Origin of the sequence: Brevundimonas bullata, from assembly GCF_003350205.1 — a bacterium.
Taxonomy (GTDB): domain Bacteria; phylum Pseudomonadota; class Alphaproteobacteria; order Caulobacterales; family Caulobacteraceae; genus Brevundimonas; species Brevundimonas bullata.
The window spans coordinates 1-17,651 of the sequence record NZ_QLLC01000022.1 but is presented as its reverse complement, the minus strand read 5'-3'; the positions used below and the strand labels follow the sequence as shown (position 1 = coordinate 17,651).

At 68.1% G+C, this 17,651-nt stretch carries 17 protein-coding genes and 1 pseudogene; 8 read left to right on the top strand and 10 right to left on the bottom strand.

What is annotated here, in order from left to right; genetic code table 11:
* Window positions 1-2: 2 nt before the first annotated feature.
* Window positions 3-746: a polyphosphate kinase 2 gene (gene ppk2 / locus DXK21_RS11435; RefSeq protein WP_114817905.1), complete on the top strand. Its 744-nt coding sequence runs from the start codon at window positions 3-5 to the stop codon at window positions 744-746.
* Between the two features lie 14 nt (window positions 747-760).
* Here the strand turns inward: ppk2 and DXK21_RS11430 are convergent, their stop codons facing one another.
* From DXK21_RS11430 to DXK21_RS11415, 4 genes are all read right to left on the bottom strand, one after another.
* Window positions 761-1,405 (bottom strand): DUF2238 domain-containing protein, encoded by a 645-nt coding sequence (locus DXK21_RS11430; protein ID WP_245945192.1) that lies wholly within the window; start codon window positions 1,403-1,405, stop codon window positions 761-763.
* 64 nt (window positions 1,406-1,469) lie between these two features.
* Window positions 1,470-2,567 (bottom strand): serine hydrolase domain-containing protein, encoded by a 1,098-nt coding sequence (locus tag DXK21_RS11425; RefSeq protein WP_114817904.1) that lies wholly within the window; start codon window positions 2,565-2,567, stop codon window positions 1,470-1,472.
* A 67-nt stretch (window positions 2,568-2,634) separates the two neighbouring features.
* Window positions 2,635-3,441 carry an AraC family transcriptional regulator gene (locus DXK21_RS11420; RefSeq protein WP_114817903.1) on the bottom strand — a complete coding sequence of 269 codons (807 nt, stop codon included), beginning with the start codon at window positions 3,439-3,441 and terminating at the stop codon, window positions 2,635-2,637.
* 106 nt (window positions 3,442-3,547) lie between these two features.
* The gene (locus tag DXK21_RS11415; RefSeq protein ID WP_114817902.1) at window positions 3,548-3,763 is read right to left on the bottom strand and encodes a DUF4287 domain-containing protein; all 216 of its coding nucleotides are present in this window, start codon (window positions 3,761-3,763) and stop codon (window positions 3,548-3,550) included.
* Between the two features lie 125 nt (window positions 3,764-3,888).
* On the opposite strand from DXK21_RS11415, the gene DXK21_RS11410 reads away from it, so the two are divergent.
* Window positions 3,889-4,908 carry a UbiA family prenyltransferase gene (locus DXK21_RS11410; protein WP_114817901.1) on the top strand — a complete coding sequence of 340 codons (1,020 nt, stop codon included), beginning with the start codon at window positions 3,889-3,891 and terminating at the stop codon, window positions 4,906-4,908.
* Window positions 4,909-4,934: 26 nt separating this feature from the next.
* The gene (locus DXK21_RS11405; RefSeq protein ID WP_114817900.1) at window positions 4,935-5,768 is read left to right on the top strand and encodes an RsiV family protein; all 834 of its coding nucleotides are present in this window, start codon (window positions 4,935-4,937) and stop codon (window positions 5,766-5,768) included.
* A gap of 179 nt (window positions 5,769-5,947) precedes the next feature.
* On the opposite strand, the gene DXK21_RS11400 is transcribed toward DXK21_RS11405, so the two are convergent.
* The 3 genes from DXK21_RS11400 to DXK21_RS11390 form a co-directional block, all read right to left on the bottom strand.
* Window positions 5,948-6,871 carry an alpha/beta fold hydrolase gene (locus DXK21_RS11400; RefSeq protein ID WP_114817899.1) on the bottom strand — a complete coding sequence of 308 codons (924 nt, stop codon included), beginning with the start codon at window positions 6,869-6,871 and terminating at the stop codon, window positions 5,948-5,950.
* Between the two features lie 137 nt (window positions 6,872-7,008).
* On the bottom strand, window positions 7,009-7,206 hold the full coding sequence (locus DXK21_RS11395; protein ID WP_114817898.1) for a helix-turn-helix transcriptional regulator: 198 nt from the start codon (window positions 7,204-7,206) through the stop codon (window positions 7,009-7,011).
* Window positions 7,206-7,610 (bottom strand): hypothetical protein, encoded by a 405-nt coding sequence (locus tag DXK21_RS11390; protein WP_114817897.1) that lies wholly within the window; start codon window positions 7,608-7,610, stop codon window positions 7,206-7,208. The genes DXK21_RS11395 and DXK21_RS11390 overlap by 1 nt, the downstream gene beginning before the upstream one ends.
* 238 nt (window positions 7,611-7,848) lie before the next feature.
* On the opposite strand from DXK21_RS11390, the pseudogene DXK21_RS11385 reads away from it, so the two are divergent.
* A pseudogene (locus DXK21_RS11385) lies at window positions 7,849-8,504 on the top strand (class I SAM-dependent methyltransferase).
* Between the two features lie 6 nt (window positions 8,505-8,510).
* On the opposite strand, the gene DXK21_RS11380 reads toward DXK21_RS11385, so the two are convergent.
* The 3 genes from DXK21_RS11380 to DXK21_RS11370 all read right to left on the bottom strand — a co-directional run bounded on the left by DXK21_RS11380 (window position 8,511) and on the right by DXK21_RS11370 (window position 12,334).
* On the bottom strand, window positions 8,511-9,083 hold the full coding sequence (locus tag DXK21_RS11380) for an NADPH-dependent FMN reductase (RefSeq protein WP_114817896.1): 573 nt from the start codon (window positions 9,081-9,083) through the stop codon (window positions 8,511-8,513).
* 77 nt (window positions 9,084-9,160) lie between these two features.
* Window positions 9,161-10,471 carry a nicotinate phosphoribosyltransferase gene (locus DXK21_RS11375; RefSeq protein WP_114817895.1) on the bottom strand — a complete coding sequence of 437 codons (1,311 nt, stop codon included), beginning with the start codon at window positions 10,469-10,471 and terminating at the stop codon, window positions 9,161-9,163.
* Between the two features lie 6 nt (window positions 10,472-10,477).
* Entirely contained in the window at window positions 10,478-12,334 is a 1,857-nt protein-coding gene (locus DXK21_RS11370; protein ID WP_114817894.1) for a monovalent cation:proton antiporter-2 (CPA2) family protein, read from the bottom strand.
* A gap of 131 nt (window positions 12,335-12,465) precedes the next feature.
* Here DXK21_RS11370 and DXK21_RS11365 point away from each other — a divergent pair, with 131 nt between their 5' ends.
* From DXK21_RS11365 to DXK21_RS11350, 4 genes are all read left to right on the top strand, one after another.
* Window positions 12,466-12,879 (top strand): CBS domain-containing protein, encoded by a 414-nt coding sequence (locus tag DXK21_RS11365; RefSeq protein ID WP_114817893.1) that lies wholly within the window; start codon window positions 12,466-12,468, stop codon window positions 12,877-12,879.
* 261 nt (window positions 12,880-13,140) lie between these two features.
* Window positions 13,141-13,719, top strand: coding sequence for a hypothetical protein (locus DXK21_RS11360; RefSeq protein ID WP_114817892.1), 579 nt, complete (start codon window positions 13,141-13,143; stop codon window positions 13,717-13,719).
* A 114-nt stretch (window positions 13,720-13,833) separates the two neighbouring features.
* Complete coding sequence (locus DXK21_RS17060) at window positions 13,834-16,224, top strand: PAS domain-containing sensor histidine kinase (RefSeq protein ID WP_114817891.1); 2,391 nt, start codon at window positions 13,834-13,836, stop codon at window positions 16,222-16,224.
* A 206-nt stretch (window positions 16,225-16,430) separates the two neighbouring features.
* Window positions 16,431-17,159: a hypothetical protein gene (locus DXK21_RS11350; protein WP_114817890.1), complete on the top strand. Its 729-nt coding sequence runs from the start codon at window positions 16,431-16,433 to the stop codon at window positions 17,157-17,159.
* Window positions 17,160-17,651: the final 492 nt, after the last annotated feature.

Genomic DNA, 17,651 nt, shown 5'->3' with positions numbered 1-17,651 from the left:
TCATGGCCAAGGACAGCTACGCCGACACCCTCGAAGCCCTGCAGATTCAGCTGGTCGAGAGCCAGGCCTGGGCCATCGAACAGGGGATGAAGATCGTCATCGTCTTCGAGGGTCGCGACGCCGCCGGCAAGGACGGGGCGATCAAGCGGATGACCGAGTTCATGGCCCCGCGCCAGACCCGCGTCGTCGCCCTGCCCAAGCCGAACGATCGCGAACTGTCGCAATGGTATTTCCAGCGCTATACCGCGCACCTGCCGGCGGCGGGCGAAACGGTCTTCTTCAACCGCTCCTGGTACAATCGGGCGGGCGTCGAGGCGGTCATGGGCTTTTGCACCGTGGCCCAGCACGAACGCTTCCTGCACGACGCGCCGCATTTCGAGCGCATGCTGACCCAGTCCGGCACCATTCTCATCAAGCTGTGGCTCGATATTTCGCAAGAAGAGCAGTCGCGGCGTCTGGATGAGCGCACCACCCATCCGCTGAAACGCTTCAAGGTTTCACCGCTGGACGGGGAGGCCCAGGCGCGCTGGAGCGACTATTCCGCCGCCCGCGACCAGATGCTGGAACGCACCCACATGGACTATGCCCCCTGGACGGTGGTCGCCACCGACAACAAGAAGAAGGCGCGGCTGAACATCATTCGTCACGTCCTGCACCAGTTGAACCGCCCGGGGCTGGAGGCCAAGCAGCCGGACCCGGACATCGTCATGAGCGCGGACAAGGCCAAGGGCCTGTTGGCCCCCTGAGGTCTGATGATCTCTCAGTCGTCGCCGAACAGGCGGCGGTTCTTGTCGACAAAGGCGTGGATGGCGTTCGTCAGCGGCCCGTTCTGACGCCCCTTCAGATAGGCCCAGCCCGCCCCTGCCCCGATGATGGCGCCGCCGGTGTCGACGATCAGGTCCCACATGGTGTCGACCAGACCGGACTTCTGGGTGTTCAGCCCGAACAGCTGGTCCAGGGTGAACTCCCAGATCTCCCACACCGCGCCGATCATGACGGCGAAGCAGAAGGCGAAGAAGGCCACGGTAAAGGGCGCCGCCGTCAGCCGGTTCCCCTTCACCAGCATCAGCATCAACAGCGACCCGACCAGCCCGAACGCCACCGCCGACCCGCCGTGCAGCACCACGTCCCACCACCAATAGCGCTCATAGAAGTCCCCGACCTCGCCCAGCACAAGGGTGGCGCACAGGAAGGCGGCGATGGCGCTGACAAAGGCCGTCGGCAGGGCGACCCCGATCTTCTCCCCCACCCAGATCGGAACCAGCGACAGCAGCAAGGTCCCCGCCGCGACAAAGGTGACGCTGAACGCCCCCGTCAGAAACCCGCCCACCGCCGCCCCGATCAGGATGATCCAGGTCAGATACAGGATGATGGGCGGTCGGTTCGATTGTCGAGGCAAGGTCATCGGCTGGCTCCTGCGGACCGCAACAACCTTAAGGATTAGACCTGTCCGCAGCTGTAGTCAGCCCCTACCGCGTGTTGATCGACGCCAGGGCGTGTTCCGCGATCAGCGTGTCGGCCAGGCCGTGGGGATTGCGCACGTTGTAGTTCTCAGTGGTCACGACCACGACGACGTCCAGATCCGGCACGATCACCACCTTGTTGCCGCCGGTCCCCGCCATCGCCCAGGCCGCCTGCGGCTGGCCGTTGACGGTGTAGGTCGGCAGCCAGATCAGATAGCCATAGTCGCCGCGCTGCGGATCGACGCTGGCCTGGGGCGTCGTCATGGCCACGGCGTAGTCCTCGGGGATCACCTGCCGCCCCTCCCACTGGCCCCGGTTCAGAAGCAGTTGGCCCAGCGTCAGCAGGTCGCGGCTGCGCAGCCCCAGACCCCCGCCGCCCTGCGGCAGGCCCGTGGGCGAGATCTGCCATTCCTCGCCCTCTATCCCCAGGGGCGCGAACAGGGCCCGGCGCGCAAAGGCGTCCAGAGGCTCGCCCGTCGCCGACTGGACGACCGCGCCCAGGGTGGTGGACCCGGCGGTGCAATAGCTGAAGGCGCGGCCATAGGGCTGATCGACGGGTTTGGGAATCCAGGCCGGGAAGCCTCGGATCGGCAGGTCGAAGGCGAACTTCACCCAGTCTTCGATCAGGTACATCCGCTCTTCATTGCCGCGCGAAAACTGGTTGTCGTCGTCGCATTCCAGCAAGGAACTCATGGTCAGCAGGTCCTCGACCGTGATCGCCCCCTTGCGCGGGTCGGGATTGTCGAAGGGGCCGTAGGACGCAATGAAGGGCATCACGGGCGCATCGACATTGGCGATGTCGCCTTCGGCGATCGCCGCTCCCACAAGCATGGCGGTCACGGTCTTGGTGGCCGAGCGGGTGTTGCGGCGCGCCTCGGCCCCGCCCTCGTCGAAATAGGTCTCATGAACCAGTCGCCCATGACGGGCGATCAGCACGCTGGTGATCTTCTGGAAGGTCCCGGCGCGCACGGCGGCGTCCATGGCGACGAGCCGCTCGGTAGAGGCCCCCTGACTTTCCGGGGAGCCGGTGCGCCAGGGCGTCTGGGCTGAGACCGGAGTGGCGACGGCGAGCACGGCGCAGGCGGTGATGACGAGGCGATACATGGGGAGGTCTCCTGAAGGCGGCCTGCGTCGCACGCCCCGATCCGGCCGTCTTGAACAGGTGAAACCGCTAGCGAAAAAGCGCCCGGTAGCGCGCCGGGCTCAGGCCGTAGATGCGGGTGAAATCGCGGGTCATATGGCTCTGGTCGGCATAGCCCGTCTCATCGGCCAGGGCGGCCAGATCGACCCCCCGCGCCATCAGGCCTGCGGCGCGGTCAGCGCGGGCCTGGCGGATGGCCGCCGCCGGCGACTGGCCGTAGTGCCGGCGATAGCGCCGCGCCAGCGAGACCGGATGAACCCCCACCTCGGCGGCGATGCTGCGGACCTCCATCCCTGGCTGGGCGGCCCTGTCGGCGATGATCTCGCTCGCCCGCCACAGCCATTCCGGCGCCGGGTCCTCGTCCAGTTCATCCGGCGACAGAACCGCCCCCGCCAGATCAAGCGCCAGCCCTTCGATGATCATCTCATCGCCCGCCAGAAATCGCGCGGTCGCCCCGACCAGCCGCCTGACCACGCCTTCCGCCGCCCCTCGCAGACGCAGCGGATCGCCCAGGCGCGCGCCCGCAGGCGGCATGAAGCTGAGCGACAGAAACCGCCCGCCCGCCTCATCAAAACAATCGCTGTGCTCGACCCCTGCCGGGTTCCAGACCAGGGCGCCAGGACCAAAGGCCTGATGACGCGGCGTCAGGGGATCATGCGCCAGGCTGCGGTAGCCCGCGTCCAGCGCCAGCACGAAATGGGCGTCTTCATGCGAATGAAGGTGAACCTGTTCGGGCGGCAGGGTCGCGATCCTCAGATCGACCTTGTAGCCATGCGCCCGCACGCCGCGCGTCTGCGCGCCCAGGAATTCGCCCGGTGAAAGCGACGGACTGGCCATGACGGAGGGTCACTCTTTTACTGGGCCTTGACCGCCAGAGGTCGGGGACGGGGTTAAGCTTTACAGTGTTCTCTGACGGCTAAGCCCCGGACGCAAGCGCCCGCCCCTACTTCAGCCCGTCTTCCGCCAGGGTGTGCGCCACGATGGCGTTGGCGTGGCCGTGGCCCATGTCGTGCTCGTTCTTGAGCAGAGTGACCAGTTCCATGTGCTTGGCGGGATAGCGGGCGCGGACCTCGGCCTTCCACTCGGCGATGAGCCGTCCGTACTTCTTCTCGATGGAAGGGAAATAGGACTCAGGGCCCTTGATCGGCGCTTCAGTCATCGGCGGCTCCCTCCAGTTTGGCCGACACTAAGCGCAGCCTGACCGCATCCCGCAAGCGTCCTCGCATCACGCGGATCGGACGCAAGGTCTTCACCCGCCACCGCCTCAGGGTCTAAGACCCCTGCATGAGCACAGCCCCGCTTCCCGACGCCGCCCGCCAGAACTGGGTGGACCGCTACGCCCCTGAGGGGCTGAAGCCGTGGCTGAAGCTGGGCCGCTTCGACCGGCCCATCGGCATCTGGCTGCTGCTGCTGCCCGGCTGGCAGGGGATCATGCTGGCTCTGAACCAGTACGATCGGCCCTTCGGCGGCTATGAGCTGTGGCTGATCGCGGGCTTCGCCATCGGCGCCGCCCTGATGCGCGGCGCGGGCTGCGCCGTGAACGACATCGTCGACCGCGACTTCGACGCCCAGGTGGCCCGCACCGCCCTGCGCCCCATTCCGGCGGGTCAGATCAGCGTCAAACAGGCTTGGGCCTTCGTCGCCGGTCTGTGCCTGATCAGCCTGTGCATCCTGCTGACCATGAACCTGACATCCGTCCTGCTCGGCGCCCTGTCGCTGGGACTGGTCGCGGCCTACCCCTTCATGAAGCGCATCACCTGGTGGCCCCAGGCCTGGTTGGGCCTGACCTTCAACTGGGGCGCCCTGCTGGGCTTCGCCGCCGCCACCGGCGGCCTGTTCTCGCTGGGCTGGCTCTATGTGCTGGAGGTCCGCGCCAGCGGCGACGCCTACTGGATGGCCGAGGGCCTGAACCAGATGGGCCACCTCGCCCTGTCAGCCCTGCTTCTGTATGCCGGCGGCGTCTTCTGGACCCTCGGCTACGACACCATCTACGCGCTTCAGGACATCGAGGACGACGTCATGGCCGGGGTCAAGTCCTCGGCCCGGCGTCTGGGCGCCCAGGTCAAGCCGGGCGTGGCGATCTTTTACGTCCTGGCCGTCCTGCTGGCGGGCGCCGCCGGTTTCGTCGCCGGGCTCGGCCCCGTCTTCTATGTCGGTCTGGCCGCCTACGCCCTGCACCTGGCCTGGCAGGTCAAGGCGCTGAAGCCCGAGGACGGCGTCCTGGCCCTGCGTCTGTTCAAATCAAATCGCGAGGCGGGATTGATCCTTCTGGCCGCCATCGCGTTCAACGGCCTAGCTTCCTGATCGCGCCCTCCCAAAAGGAACTCCGCATGACCTCGTACCGCGTCCCGCTCCGCGCCCTCCTCCTGACCGTCGCCGTCGCGGCCTCCCTCGCCGCCTGCCAGCGCAACGAGCAGAAGGCGCCCGAGGCGTCGAAGGCCGCCGCTGCGGTCGCCGCCGACGGCCCGCTGAAGTACGAGAGCGCCACCCCCTACGCCAAGGTCAGCCTGACCCTGCCGGACGCCATCAAAACCCAGCCCGAGCTCTACGCCGCCCTCTATCGTCAGGAGGTCGCCGACCTGGCCAAGTACGCCGAGGGCGCCCAGGCCGACCGCACCGAGGCCGGCGGCGAGAGCGCCATGGGCCCCTATGAGAAGACCATCGCCTATGGCGATCCGGTCCAGACCGGCCGCCTGTTCAGCGCCATGCGCACCGACTTCGACTATTCCGGCGGCGCCCACCCGAACACGGTCGCGACCGCCCTGCTGTGGGACAAGACCGAGAAGCGCCGCATCAGCCCGGCCGACCTCTTCGCCAAGGGCGCCGACCTGTCGTCGCTGGAACGCGCCCTGTGCGACGCCGTCAACACCGCCAAGAAGGCCCGCCCCGGCGCCACGCCCGTCAAGGTCGGCGGCGACACCTGGTCCTGCCCCAGGCTGAAGGACCTGGCCATCGTCCTCGCTCCCGGAGATGCGCCGGGCAAGGCCGGCGGCCTGACCTTCCTGCTCGACGCCTATGCGGTCGGCCCCTACGTTGAAGGCGCCTACTACCTGACCCTGCCCGCCTCGACCTTCCAGAGCCTGCTGGCCCCCGCCTATGCGTCGGAGTTCGGCGGCAAGCCGCTCAAGACCGGCGACGTCACCAACGACCTGCGCCCGAAGTAAAAACTGAGCCTCTCAATCCTCCCCCGTTCACGGGGGAGGGGCACCATGCGCAGCATGGTGGAGGGAGCGGATGCAGACTGTCGCTTAAAGGATTGGGGCGCAGCACGCCTGCGGCTCGCCCCCTCCACCGCCTGCGGCGGTCCCCCTCCCCCGCTCCGCAGGGGAGGATCGCTCAAACCTCAATCCGCCAGAAACTCATCCACCAGCGCGCTCAGCCGCTCGGGCTGATCGGTCATGATGAAGTGGCGGCTGTCGTCCACGCGCACCAGTTTCACCCCCGGCAAGGCCGCGTACTCGCGTCCCCACATCCCGTCCGCCATCGCCGCCGACGCGCCGCCGTTCGCATCGGCGGCATAGACGGCCCAGACCGGCGTGGTCATCGCCGCCAGACCCGGCCGGGCGTCAGTGGTCATGACGTCGCGGATGGCCGAGGCCATGGCCTGACGGTCCGAGGCCATCGACCATTCCACCATGTCCGCCCGCCCAGCCTCGTTTCGCATCATCCCGGCCGCCGTGCGCTCCTGCTGCACGCGATAGCCGGCGGCGTCTGCGTTCAGGATGCCCGCCGCCGCCTGGTCGGCGAAGGGCCGCGCGCTCTCGACGGTCGCGGTCGGGCCATAGAGGGCGCTGAAGAAGGGCAGGCTGTCCACGCTCATCACCCGCCCCACCGCCTCCGGGTGCTGCTGCGCCACCAGAAGCCCCGTCAGTCCGCCCATGGAGTGACCGATGACGGCGGGCCGGTTCAGCGTCGCCGCATAGCGGGCCACCTCATCGACCACCGGCTGGACAAAGGCCCCGTCGCCATGCGTCCACGGCTCGCCTGCAAACCCCGCCAACTGCACCAGATGCACCCGATGCGTCGCCGCCAGCCGCTGCGCCAGCGGCCGCCACACCTCGCGTGAGGAGGCGAAGCCTGGGATCAGGATGACGTCGGGGCCTTGGCCGATCACCTCGACCGACAGCCGGTCCGACGCGAAGGCGGGCGCTTCAACCCGAACCGGCTCGGCTTGGGCGGGCGAGGAGACAGTCCCGGCGGTCCAGCCAATGGCGGCGGCCAGCATGAAGGCGCGAAGGGTCTTTGCGGGTGCAGAGATCTTGGACATGGGATTTCCTTTCAGGTTCAGAAAAGCCTCTCCCCCGCCTTCCATGCCCAGCGCGCAGCCGGGCTCGGTCCTCGGGACGAGCCCGAGGAGGACGGCGGAAAGGAAGCGTGGAAAGTCAGGTTATGCTGACAAAGACGTCAGCCGTGCGGGTTCTCGAACACCTCTTCCACCGGCCGCGCGAACAGGGCGGCGATGCGGTAGGCGAGGTCCAGCGAGGGGTCGTGCTTCTCGGTCTCCAGGGCGTTGACGGCCTGACGCGAGACCCCCAACGCCTGCCCCAGCTGTTCCTGGGTCCAGTTGCGCTCGACGCGCAGCAATTTCAGCTTGTTCTTCATCAGTTCGACGACCGGACCATGGGTGCGACGCAGCCGAAGAGGGCCCAGAACAGCGGATAGATCAGCCAGCCCTCGGCGTGCGGCGCCCCGGCGAAGCTCTCGCCGAACCCCCAGGCGCTGAACAGGGCCATGGCCACGCCCGCCGCGACGATGAACTGCTTGGCCGTCACCGCCCGCACATATTCGTCCGAGTCGCGCATGAAGCTCAGCGTCGCCCAGATCTGGCCGGCGATGGGCGCTGAAACCGCCAGGGCCAGCCCCCAGGCCACGGGCTTGCCCTGGATGGCGTCAAAGGCCCCGAATATGGTCGCCAGCATGACGGCGACATAGCCGCTCATGAAGGCCATGGTGCGGACGAAATAGCGCCGACCGGCAGGGGTGTTCTGTTTGCTCATCGTCAACATGGAAGGCGCTCCTGACTGAATGTAATGCCTACCTTACACGATCATCATGTCACGTTAACCTGACTTTTCGTCAGGCGCGCCTGACGCAACCCCTGACCGTCGTCCCGGCCGAAGCCTCGCGGCGCGAGGCGCAGAGCCGGGACCGCCCAAGACGCCGCCGCCTACGTTTCCTGCGGCCCCGGACAGCCCTCCGGGCTTCCGGGATGACAAACAATTGCCTGCCCCCTAGACACCCACCATGCGTCTGACCCCCGCCAACGCCCCCGACTTCATCGCCGCCAACACCCGGCTGCAGGCCGTGCCGCATGCGCCGGAGATTTCGCTGTGCTGGCGGACGAGATCACGCCCCTGTGGCGGCTGACCGAAGAAGAGCTAGGGGCCATGGGCCTGCCCCCGCCCTTCTGGGCCTTCGCCTGGGCCGGCGGTCAGGCCCTGGCCCGCTGGCTGCTGGACCACCCCGCCGAAGTCGCGGGCAAACGCGTCATTGACCTCGCCACCGGCTCGGGCCTCGTCGCCGTCGCCGCCATGAAGGCGGGCGCCGACAGCGTCCTGGCCGCCGACATCGACCCCTTCTGCGCCGCCGCCGTCGCCGCCAACGCCCGTTCCAACGGCGTCGAGATCGCCTTCACCGACGCCAATCTGCTCGACGCCCCGCCCCCGCCCGTCGACCTGATCTGCGCCGGCGACGTCTTCTATGAAAAGCCGATGGCCGAGGCGGTCCTGGCCTGGCTGAAACAGGCGCAAGCCAACGGAACCCGCGTCATCGTCGGCGACCCCGGCCGCACCTATTTTCCGAAATCCGGCCTGAGCCTGCTGGCCGAATACACCGTCCCCACCACGCGCGAACTAGAGGATCAGGAGGTCAAGCGCTCGCGCGTCTGGTCGCTGGACTGATCGCCCTCACGCGTCTCGCGGCAAGACCGTCAGCACCCGCGCCATGAACTGGTGGAAGGCCTCCATATAGTCCCGCAGGAACTGCTCCGTCTCGGGCACGCTGACGTTGCCTTCGTCGTCGATCAGGTCCTTCTTGAACTGGATATAGGCCTCGACGGCGTTCATCTGGGGCGCCTGCAGGAAGCCCAGGATCGGCCGCAGCACCTGCTGGCCCACCGCCGTGCCGATGGCGCCGGGCGACGTCCCGATCACCGCCGTCGGCTTGTTGGCGAAGCTGTTGGTTCCATAGGGACGGCTGGCCCAGTCGATGGCGTTCTTCAGCCCGCCGGGGATCGAGCGATTATACTCCGGCGTGACGATCAGGATGGCGTCCGAGCCCTTGATCGCCGCCTTGAAGTCATTGGCCACCGCCGGATAGTCGGCGTCGTAGTCATAGGAATAGAGGGGCAGATCCGCGAACGAAATCTCGTGGAACTTCAGCTTCTCGGGCGCGACCCTGATCAGGGCCTTGGCCAGCTTCCGGTTGATCGACGCCTTGGCCAGGCTGCCGACGATATAGCCGACGTTATAGGTGGTCATGACGCGAATCCCGCTGGCTGAGACGACGCCGACCGCCGCCTCAGGCGAAATGCCTCAGCAAGCTTGGCGGTTCCGCCTCAGACCGTGACCGCCTGCCGCCCCCGCCCCGCCTCGCCGAAGACCCGCAGATAGCGATCGATCTCGCCCCGGTCGCCGGTGGCCTTCTCGACATTGTCCGACAGCTTGACCGCCGAGCGCCCGCCCGCCCGCGTCACCTTGCAGACCAGAGAAATCGGCGTCAGCTCCGGCATGGGCGCCGGTGCACAGTCGCGGAAGTCGTTGGTCAGATTGGTGCCCCAACCAAAGCTGGTGCGCACCCGCCCCTTGAAGTGGGCGTGAGTCGTCTCGATCGTATCCACGTCCATGCCGTCAGCGAAGACGAGCAGCCGCTCGCGCGGATCGCGCCCCTGCGCCTTCCACCAGGCCAAGATCTCCTCCCCGCCCTCGATCGGCGGCGCCGAGTCAGGCCGGAAGCCCTTCCAGTCGGCCAGCCAGTCCGGCGCATCGGCCAGAAACGCTCTTGTCCCAAAGGCGTCCGGCAGGGCCACCAGCAGGTTGCCGTCATAGGTCGCCCGCCAGTCCTCCAGCACCTGATAGGGCGCACCGCGCAGCGCCGCGTCGTCGTCCCCCGCCAGCGCCGCCAGCACCATGGGCAGTTCGTGTCCGTTGGTGCCGACCGCCTCCAGGTCGTTGTTCATGGCCAGCAGGACATTGGACGTGCCGATGAAGGCGCTCCCCAGCCCCTCCTTCAGCGCCTCGACGCACCAGCCCTGCCACAGAAAGCCGTGCCGCCGCCGCGTGCCGAAATCCGAGATCGACAGCGGCTCCAGCGCCCGCAACCGCTCGACCTTGCCCCACAGCCTGGTCTTGGCCCGCGCGTAGAGGACGTCCAGCTCGAATCGCCCCAACCGCCGCAAGGCCCGTCGGCTGCGCAGTTCGTTGAGGATGGCCAGGGCCGGAATCTCCCACAGCGTAACCTCGGCCCAGGGGCCCGAGAACGCCAGCCGGAACTGCCCGTCCGCCCCGCGCGACAGGTCGTAGTCCGGCAGGCGATAGTCGGCCAGCCAGGCCAGGAAGTCGGGCGTAAAGATCGACTTCACCCCGTAGAAGGTGTTGCCGCCCAGCCAGATCAGCTCGCGATTGGAAAACCGCAGGGTCCGCGCATGGTCCAGTTGCGCCCGCAGCTCCGCCTCGTCCACCTCCTCGGCCAGCCGCACGCTGGTGGTGCGGTTGATGACCGAAAACGTCACCGGCACGTCGCGATACCTGCGCCAGATCAGCTGCAACATCAGCAGCTTGTAGAAGTCGGTGTCCAGCAGGCTGCGGACGATGGGGTCCAGCCGCCAGCCGTGGTCATAGGCCCGCTTGGCCAGATCGACGCTCGCCATGCCCGGTCAGTCCGCCTCTTGCTCGATCACAGCCTCGGGCGGGGCCTCGCTCTCGTTGACCAGCCGCCCCTCACGCGTCGGCTTGATGTAGGGCTCGGGCTCCGGCGTCACGGCGTTGCCGCGCATCATCGACCGCCCGGCGGTCAGCCCGCCCGTGACCTGCAGATCCAGTCGCGCTGCGTCGCGACGGCGCACGTCGGCGATGGTTTCGGCCGCCTCGTCTTCGGCCACGCCCAGATCGACCAGCACCGCCTCGCCGAACTTCAGCGCCGATTCAAAGGTTTCGCGGATGTGATAATCGACCCCCGCCGCGATCAGGCGCAGCGAATGCCCCCGATCAAAGGCGCGCACGAACAGCTTCACGCCCGGGAATTCAGACTTCATCAGCTGCACGATCTTGTCGGCGGCCTCAGGCTTGTCGACGCAGACCAGCACCGCCTCGGCCTTGCCCGCGCCCGAGGCCCGCAGCGTGTCCAGCCGCGTGCCGTCGCCGTAATAGACCTTGAAGCCGAAGTTGCCCGCCGCCTGGATCATCTCCACGTCGTTCTCGATGATCGACACGTCCACGTCGCGCGCCAGCAGGGGCTGGGACACCACCTGGGCGAAGCGGCCGAAGCCGATGATCAGCACCTGGCCACCCAGGCCCTCGGCGGCGTCGACGCCTTCAGCCTCTTCGGGCGACAGGCCCGCCTCCTTGGGCAGGAACAACTTCAGCGCCAGGGTCGTCAGCGGCGTCAGCGCCATCGACAGGATGACGATGGCCGTCAGGGTCGCCTCGGCCTGGCCGCCGATCACGCCCGCCGTCGCGGCGGCGCTGTAAAGGACGAAGGCGAACTCGCCGCCCTGGGCGAACAGGGCCGCCCGCTCGATCGCCTCATGGTGACGCGCCTTGAACAGCCTCGCCACGACATAGATCACCAGAGCCTTGACCAACATGAAGGCCAGCAGACCCGCGACCACGATGCGCCAGTCGGTGATGACCACCCCGATGTCCAGCGCCATGCCGACCGACAGGAAGAACAGGCCCAGCAGGACGGCGCGGAACGGCTCCACGTCGGCTTCCAGCTGGTGCCGGAAGGTCGAGTCCGACAGCAGGACGCCGGCCAAGAAGGCGCCCATGGCCATCGACAGGCCGACCTCGTCCATGATCCAGGCCGTGCCCGCCACCACCAGAAGGGCGGCCGCCGTCATCACCTCGCGCCCGCCGTTTCGGGCCAGGAAACGGAAGGCCGGATTGATCCCATAGCGCCCGATGACCAGCACCCCGGCCACCGCAGCCAGCGCCAGGCCGATGGTCTGCCACAAGGGCGTGGCGCTCTCGCTCGCGGCGCCGATCGAGGCGGCCAGCACGGCGACGATGGCCAGCAGCGGCACGATGGCCAGGTCCTCGAACAACAGGATGCTGACCGCCCTCTGCCCCTGCGGCGTCGGCAGGTCGCCCCGCTCCTCCAGCATCTGCACGATGACGGCGGTCGAGGACATGACGAAGCCCATGGCCCCGACGAAGGCCACCGGCGCCGACACCCCCGCCGCCATGGCGACCAGCGTCAGGGCCAGGCCCGCCAGCCCGACCTGGGCCGCGCCCAGGCCGAAGATCTCGTTCCTCATCCCCCACAGGCGCTTGGGCCGCATCTCCAGACCGATGATGAACAGGAAGATGACCACGCCGAACTCGGCGACGTGCAGGATGGTTTCCGGCTCGCGGAACAGGGCCAGGCCGAACGGCCCGATGGCCGCCCCCGCCGCCAGATAGCCCAGCACCGAGCCCAGCCCGAGCTTGCGGAAGACCGGCACCGCCACGACCCCCGCCGCCAGCAGAGCCGCCACATGGCCCAGATCCAGTCCCGTCGCTGCGTCGGCCATCGCTCACCCTTATGTTTGAGCCGCCATTGTGGGGGCGAAGCATCGCGATAGCGAGCCTCGATCCGCGCCGCCGGAACCGCTCCCTTCCCAAGGGGTTCCCAAGGCCACGCCTGAACCGCTTGGAGAGACCCATGAAGATCCGCGACGTGATGAGCAAGGACGTGCAGGTGGCCCGTCCCAACGACACCATCCAGGAAGTCGCCGCCCGCATGGCGGCGGGCGATTTCGGCTTCATCCCTGTGGCGGACGGCGAAAACCTGGTCGGCGCCGTCACCGACCGCGACATCACCGTACGCGCCGTGGCGGCGGGCGCCGCGCCGACCGCGCGCGTGGTCGAGTTCCTCAGCCGCGACGCCCTGGTCGTGCGCGCCGACGACGACCTGAAGGTCGCGCTCGACCTGATGAGCTCGCGCCGCATCCGCCGCCTGCCGGTGGTCGACAAGGACGGGCGTCTGGTCGGCGTCGTCTCGCTGGGCGACCTGTCGACACGGGTGAAGGAGAAGTACGCCGGCGAGGCCCTGGAAGAGATTTCCCGGTCCTCCTGAGGTCCCTTTCCTCCCCATCTCATGGGGAGGTGGATCGGCGGCGCAGCCGGCGAGACGGAGGGGGCGGCGCCGACCTTGGTCGCAATTGGCGTCTGAAGGTTCAGACGTCGCGTCGCCCCCTCCACCGCTTCGCGGTCCCCCTCCCCATTCCATGGGGAGGAAAAACCACCGCTGCGACCTTTACCGCGCGCTAACCACGACGCGGAACCGGACGATAACGGCTGGCGCGCCATGCTGCCCCCTCGCAGGGGAGATTTCAGCATGGCGCGCGCACAGTTCCAGAAGGGCCAGAAGGTCTGGGTCGAGAGCGTGGGCGCCTGGGCTCAGATCGAAAAGGTCCTGCCCGTCTGGGCCAAGGGCTTCGACGAACCCGTCCGCATCACCTACGAAGTCGGTCTGGGCCGAGAGTTCCAGGCCGCCGAACTGCAACTGCCGACCGAGGACGCCGCCGCCACCGTCCTGGGCGACTGGCGCGTGCTGCGCGCCCGCAACAAGTGGCAGGAACCGGCCGACTGCGCCCACCACCCCTTCCCCGGCTCCTATCCGGTGGTCGTCACCGACAAGGCCGACTGGGGCGGCTGGCGCGTGCCCGGCGCCGAATATGACCGCGATCCCGAACGCATCGAGTTCCAGTCCCGCCTGATCGCCGCCGCGCCCGACCTGATGGATCTGGCCCGCGAACTGGTCGAGACCGTCTCGGAATCCCCCGACGACGCCCCGCCGGAAAGCCTGCACCTGGCCCGTCGCGCCCGCGACATCCTGCGTCAGATCACCGATGTCCTGGCCGCGCCCGGCGACGCCGCGCGTATGCCGACCGCCGCCGCCGACGAGGCCGCCTGAGTCTTTCCTGCACCTGTTCGCCTCTAAGGTGAAAAGCCTGCCACGCCGGGCCTCGACAGGAATCCGCGACGCAGCCTAGATTCCCGCCTGCTGTTTCAGGATGAGAGGGTCGGCTTGCAGGGCAAGGAGCGCCGCAGCTATCAGCCGGGCCGTCGGGCCACGGACCAGACCACGCGCGGCCATATGCCGTGGGTGCGCGCCCTGCTGCTCGCCGTCGCCCTGCTCATCACCGCCTACGCCCTGCTGGTCATCCGCGACGACAGCCGCCCCCGGCGCGAGGCCGAAGCCGTCCGGGTCGAGGCCCTGGCGCTGGAGGCCCAGCGCGCCGCCGGCCAGATCGCCGCCCGCCTCGCCCTGACCGACCGCGCCCTTGATCTCGTCGCCCGCGACCTGGCGGAACAGCCGGCCCAGGCGGTCGAGGCCCTCGACCGCGCCCGCGTCGTCGCCCCCGACGCCGGCTTCGTCGTCACCGACGCCGCCGGTCAGGTCCTGGCCGCCGTCGGCGGCAAGACCGACGCCGCCTCGGCCCGCTCCGCCGCCTACGCCCTGCACGACGACGCCCTGCTGATCCGCCGCCCGCTCAAGGACGGACGCGCCGTCATCGCCCGCACGCCCCTGCCGCCGCTCAAGACCGAGCTGGGCGGCGCCAGTCTCAGCCTCCTGCCCGCCGGTCAGGCGCCCGCCGCCGCCGGGCGTGCGGTCAAGGGCGCCGACGGCCAGTTGCGCCTGACCGCCTCGGCCCCCATCGGCACCGCCGATCAGGCCGTCGTGGCCTCCATGCCCGCGTCCGGCGGCCTGTCCGCCTGGCTGGACGACGCCTGGATGCTGGCCCTCCCCCTGCTGCTGGTCCTGCTGATGCTGGCGCTCCTGGCCGTTCAGAACTGGCGCCAGACCCGCGCCGGTCGCCAGTGGGCCGACACCGAGCGCCGCTTCCGCGTCGCGGTCGAGGCCGCCCGCTGCGGCGTCTGGGAATGGGATCTGGCGCGCGGCCAGGTCGTCCTGTCCGACTACATGGCCGCCATGCTGGAGGTCGAACCCGGCCAGGCCCTGACCACCCAGGCCCTGATCGAAAAGGTCCACCCCCGCTACCGCGAGACCCTGGTCGACGCCCTCGACCGCGCCGCCGCCGACGGCGTCTTCGACGTCACCTTCCCCGTGCCGCTGAAGGGCGGCGGCATCCGCTGGATCGACGCCCGCGGCCAGTCGCGCCAGCCGCGCCGCGACGCCGGCTTCACCAGCCTGCTGGGCGTGGCCCTCGACATCACCGAGGCCCGCCGCTCCAAGGCCCAGGCCCAGGCCGCCGAGAACCGTCTGCGCGACGGCATCGAAAGCGTTTCCGACGCCTTCGTCCTGTTCGACCGCCAGGGCCGGCTGATCCTGTGGAACCAGGCCTTCCAGGACGCCTTCGCCTTCCCCCCCGGCGTGGTCGTGCGCGGCGCTCAGAAAGACGCCCTCAACCAGATCGCCGCCCAGGCCATCAAGGCCGAACACCCCTCCGCCAGCGGGCGCGCCGGCGTGCGCGAGGTCGAGCTGAAGGACGGCCGCTGGCTGCAGATGGCCGAACGCTTCACCGGCGACGGCGGCACCGTGGTCATCGCCGCCGACATCACCGTCATCCGCCGCCAGGAGGCCGAGCGCCGCCGCGCCGCCGACGAACTGCGCGGCATGGTGGCGGCCCTGGAAGATCGCGAAGCCAAGCTGTCGCTGCTGGCCCGCAAGTACGAGGTCGCCATGACCCGCGCCGAGGCCGCCAACCAGACCAAGTCCGAGTTCTTGGCCAATATGAGCCACGAGCTGCGCACCCCGCTGAACGCCATCAACGGCTTCTCCGAGATCATGGCCGGCGAGATGTTCGGCCCCCTCGGCGACCGCCGCTATAAGGGCTACGCGGCCGACATCCACCAGTCGGGCCAGCACCTGCTCAGCCTGATCAACGACATCCTCGACATGGCCAAGATCGAGGCCGGCAAGCTGACCCTGCACTACGAGACCGTCTCGCTGAACAGCCTGTGCAACGACGCCATCCGCCTGATGCGCGGCAAGGCGATGGAGTCCGGCCTGACCCTCGGCCTCGTCGCCCCCGACGCCGTTCAGGTCGAGGCCGACCATCGCGGCCTGAAACAGGTCATGCTGAACCTGATCTCCAACGCCGTGAAGTTCACGCCCGAGGGCGGCGCCGTCACCGTCACCGTCGCGCCCCACGACGCCGACCATGTCCGCGTCTCCGTCACCGACACCGGCATAGGCATCAACGCCGCCGACCTCGACCGCCTGGCCCAGCCCTTCGAACAGGTCGAGGGTCAGCACTCCAAGACCACCCAAGGCACCGGCCTGGGCCTGGCCCTGACCAAGTCCCTGATCGAACTGCACCGCGGCCAGATGACCATCGAAAGCGAACCCGGCCACGGCACCACCGTCTGGTTCGACCTGCCCCTGCGCGCCCCCGAAGGCGCCATGGCCCCCGCCGGCGCGCCCGTTCAGCGCGTTCAGTCGCAGGCGGCGTGAAGCAACCCTGCCTGAACATCGCCAGGGCCAAGCGCAGATTACCCGCGCTGAGCGTCCGCGTTGCACCTTGAGCCCGAGGTCGCCAATCGACCCAGTTCGGTCGGCAAAGCGAGCCTGCTTGTGCCGGCTATAGCGGCGCCGGATTTCTGACCTGCCTCAGACACCACGGACTAGAATGAGCCGCTTAATCGAGGGGGTGTTCGCCAATGGGTAGTGAGATCATCTTTATCATCCCAGCGGCGCTCGGCTTCGCGGCCATAGCGACGCTCGGCGGCACGCTCGTGGTCTGGCTTGTCTGGATGTTGGCGCGCCGATGGGGACCGCTCTCACGGCGAGGGGGGTCGTCTCACTTCCCGATAGGCGCGACTGCTGCCGTGCTGCTCGCCATCTCATTGCCTGCCGGATGCATAAGAGCCTGCCAGCCTATCCCCCAGCCCGAAAGCCTCAGGACAGTGGCTGCATTCGAGGTGCCCCTGACCTCTGCGGTCGATCGGGCCAACTTCTTGACCATCCTCACCGCTGAGGCGAGAGCCGAGGGTCTCGACCTCAACGTCGAGACGGCAAAGGAAATGGAGCGCTGGGCGGAGATGTTACCCGAACTTCGCAGGTCGATCCATGCCACGGTCTATCGCGGCGGTGATCTCCGCCAAACCGAGGCCTATGTCTCCGACAGGTCTCACCTGGGCCATGCGTGGATATCCTTCACCAAAGGTGAAGACCCTGCGCTGGCGCGGCGCTTCCGTGAACGACTGATGTCACGGACCGTTGAGCGCTGGCCTGAGACACTGAGCGTGCCGGTCGCCCAGACAGGCTCACTTCCGAACAAGGAGGACTTGGTCCTGGGCGACCATGGCTATGAAATCGGCCCCGCCGAAATGGCGGGATACCTTTGCGGGACCGCTCCCGGCAACAGCCCCCATTCGGCTTGCGACTAGGCGGCTTGCCGTTTCCAGAATGCGTCGGTCCCCTCTGAAGTCGGGGGAGTCAGCTTGTCAGCCACGAGGTGAATGTCTGGTTCCCGGCCGGGCGCCTATTTCGCAGAACGACCCGTTGCGGACGTTGCCATGGAGGCTTGAGCGTTTACGCTCAAGCCGATGACAGAGCATCGGGACAGGCAACGCTACGAGAGCCCTGATGGCCAATCAGCCATCACAATCGAGCAGAGAGATCATGGCTTGTGGCGGTTCACCGTCTGGAAGTTGGTGGCGGCGCAAGGCGACGAGGACGAGTTCGACCATGCATACTGGCTGCCCAGCTTTGAATCGGGTTTGTACGCGGCGGCAGCCGAAGCGACGGCAGCTGCCAGGACCCAGGTCGACTGGTTCCGATCCTAGGTCAGCTTTCCACCCTCAAGCGAACTTCGCTTCACGACCGAGGCTGTGTGAAAACGCCTCCAGCTCGAGCGAATTAGGTTAGCCTTCTGAGGT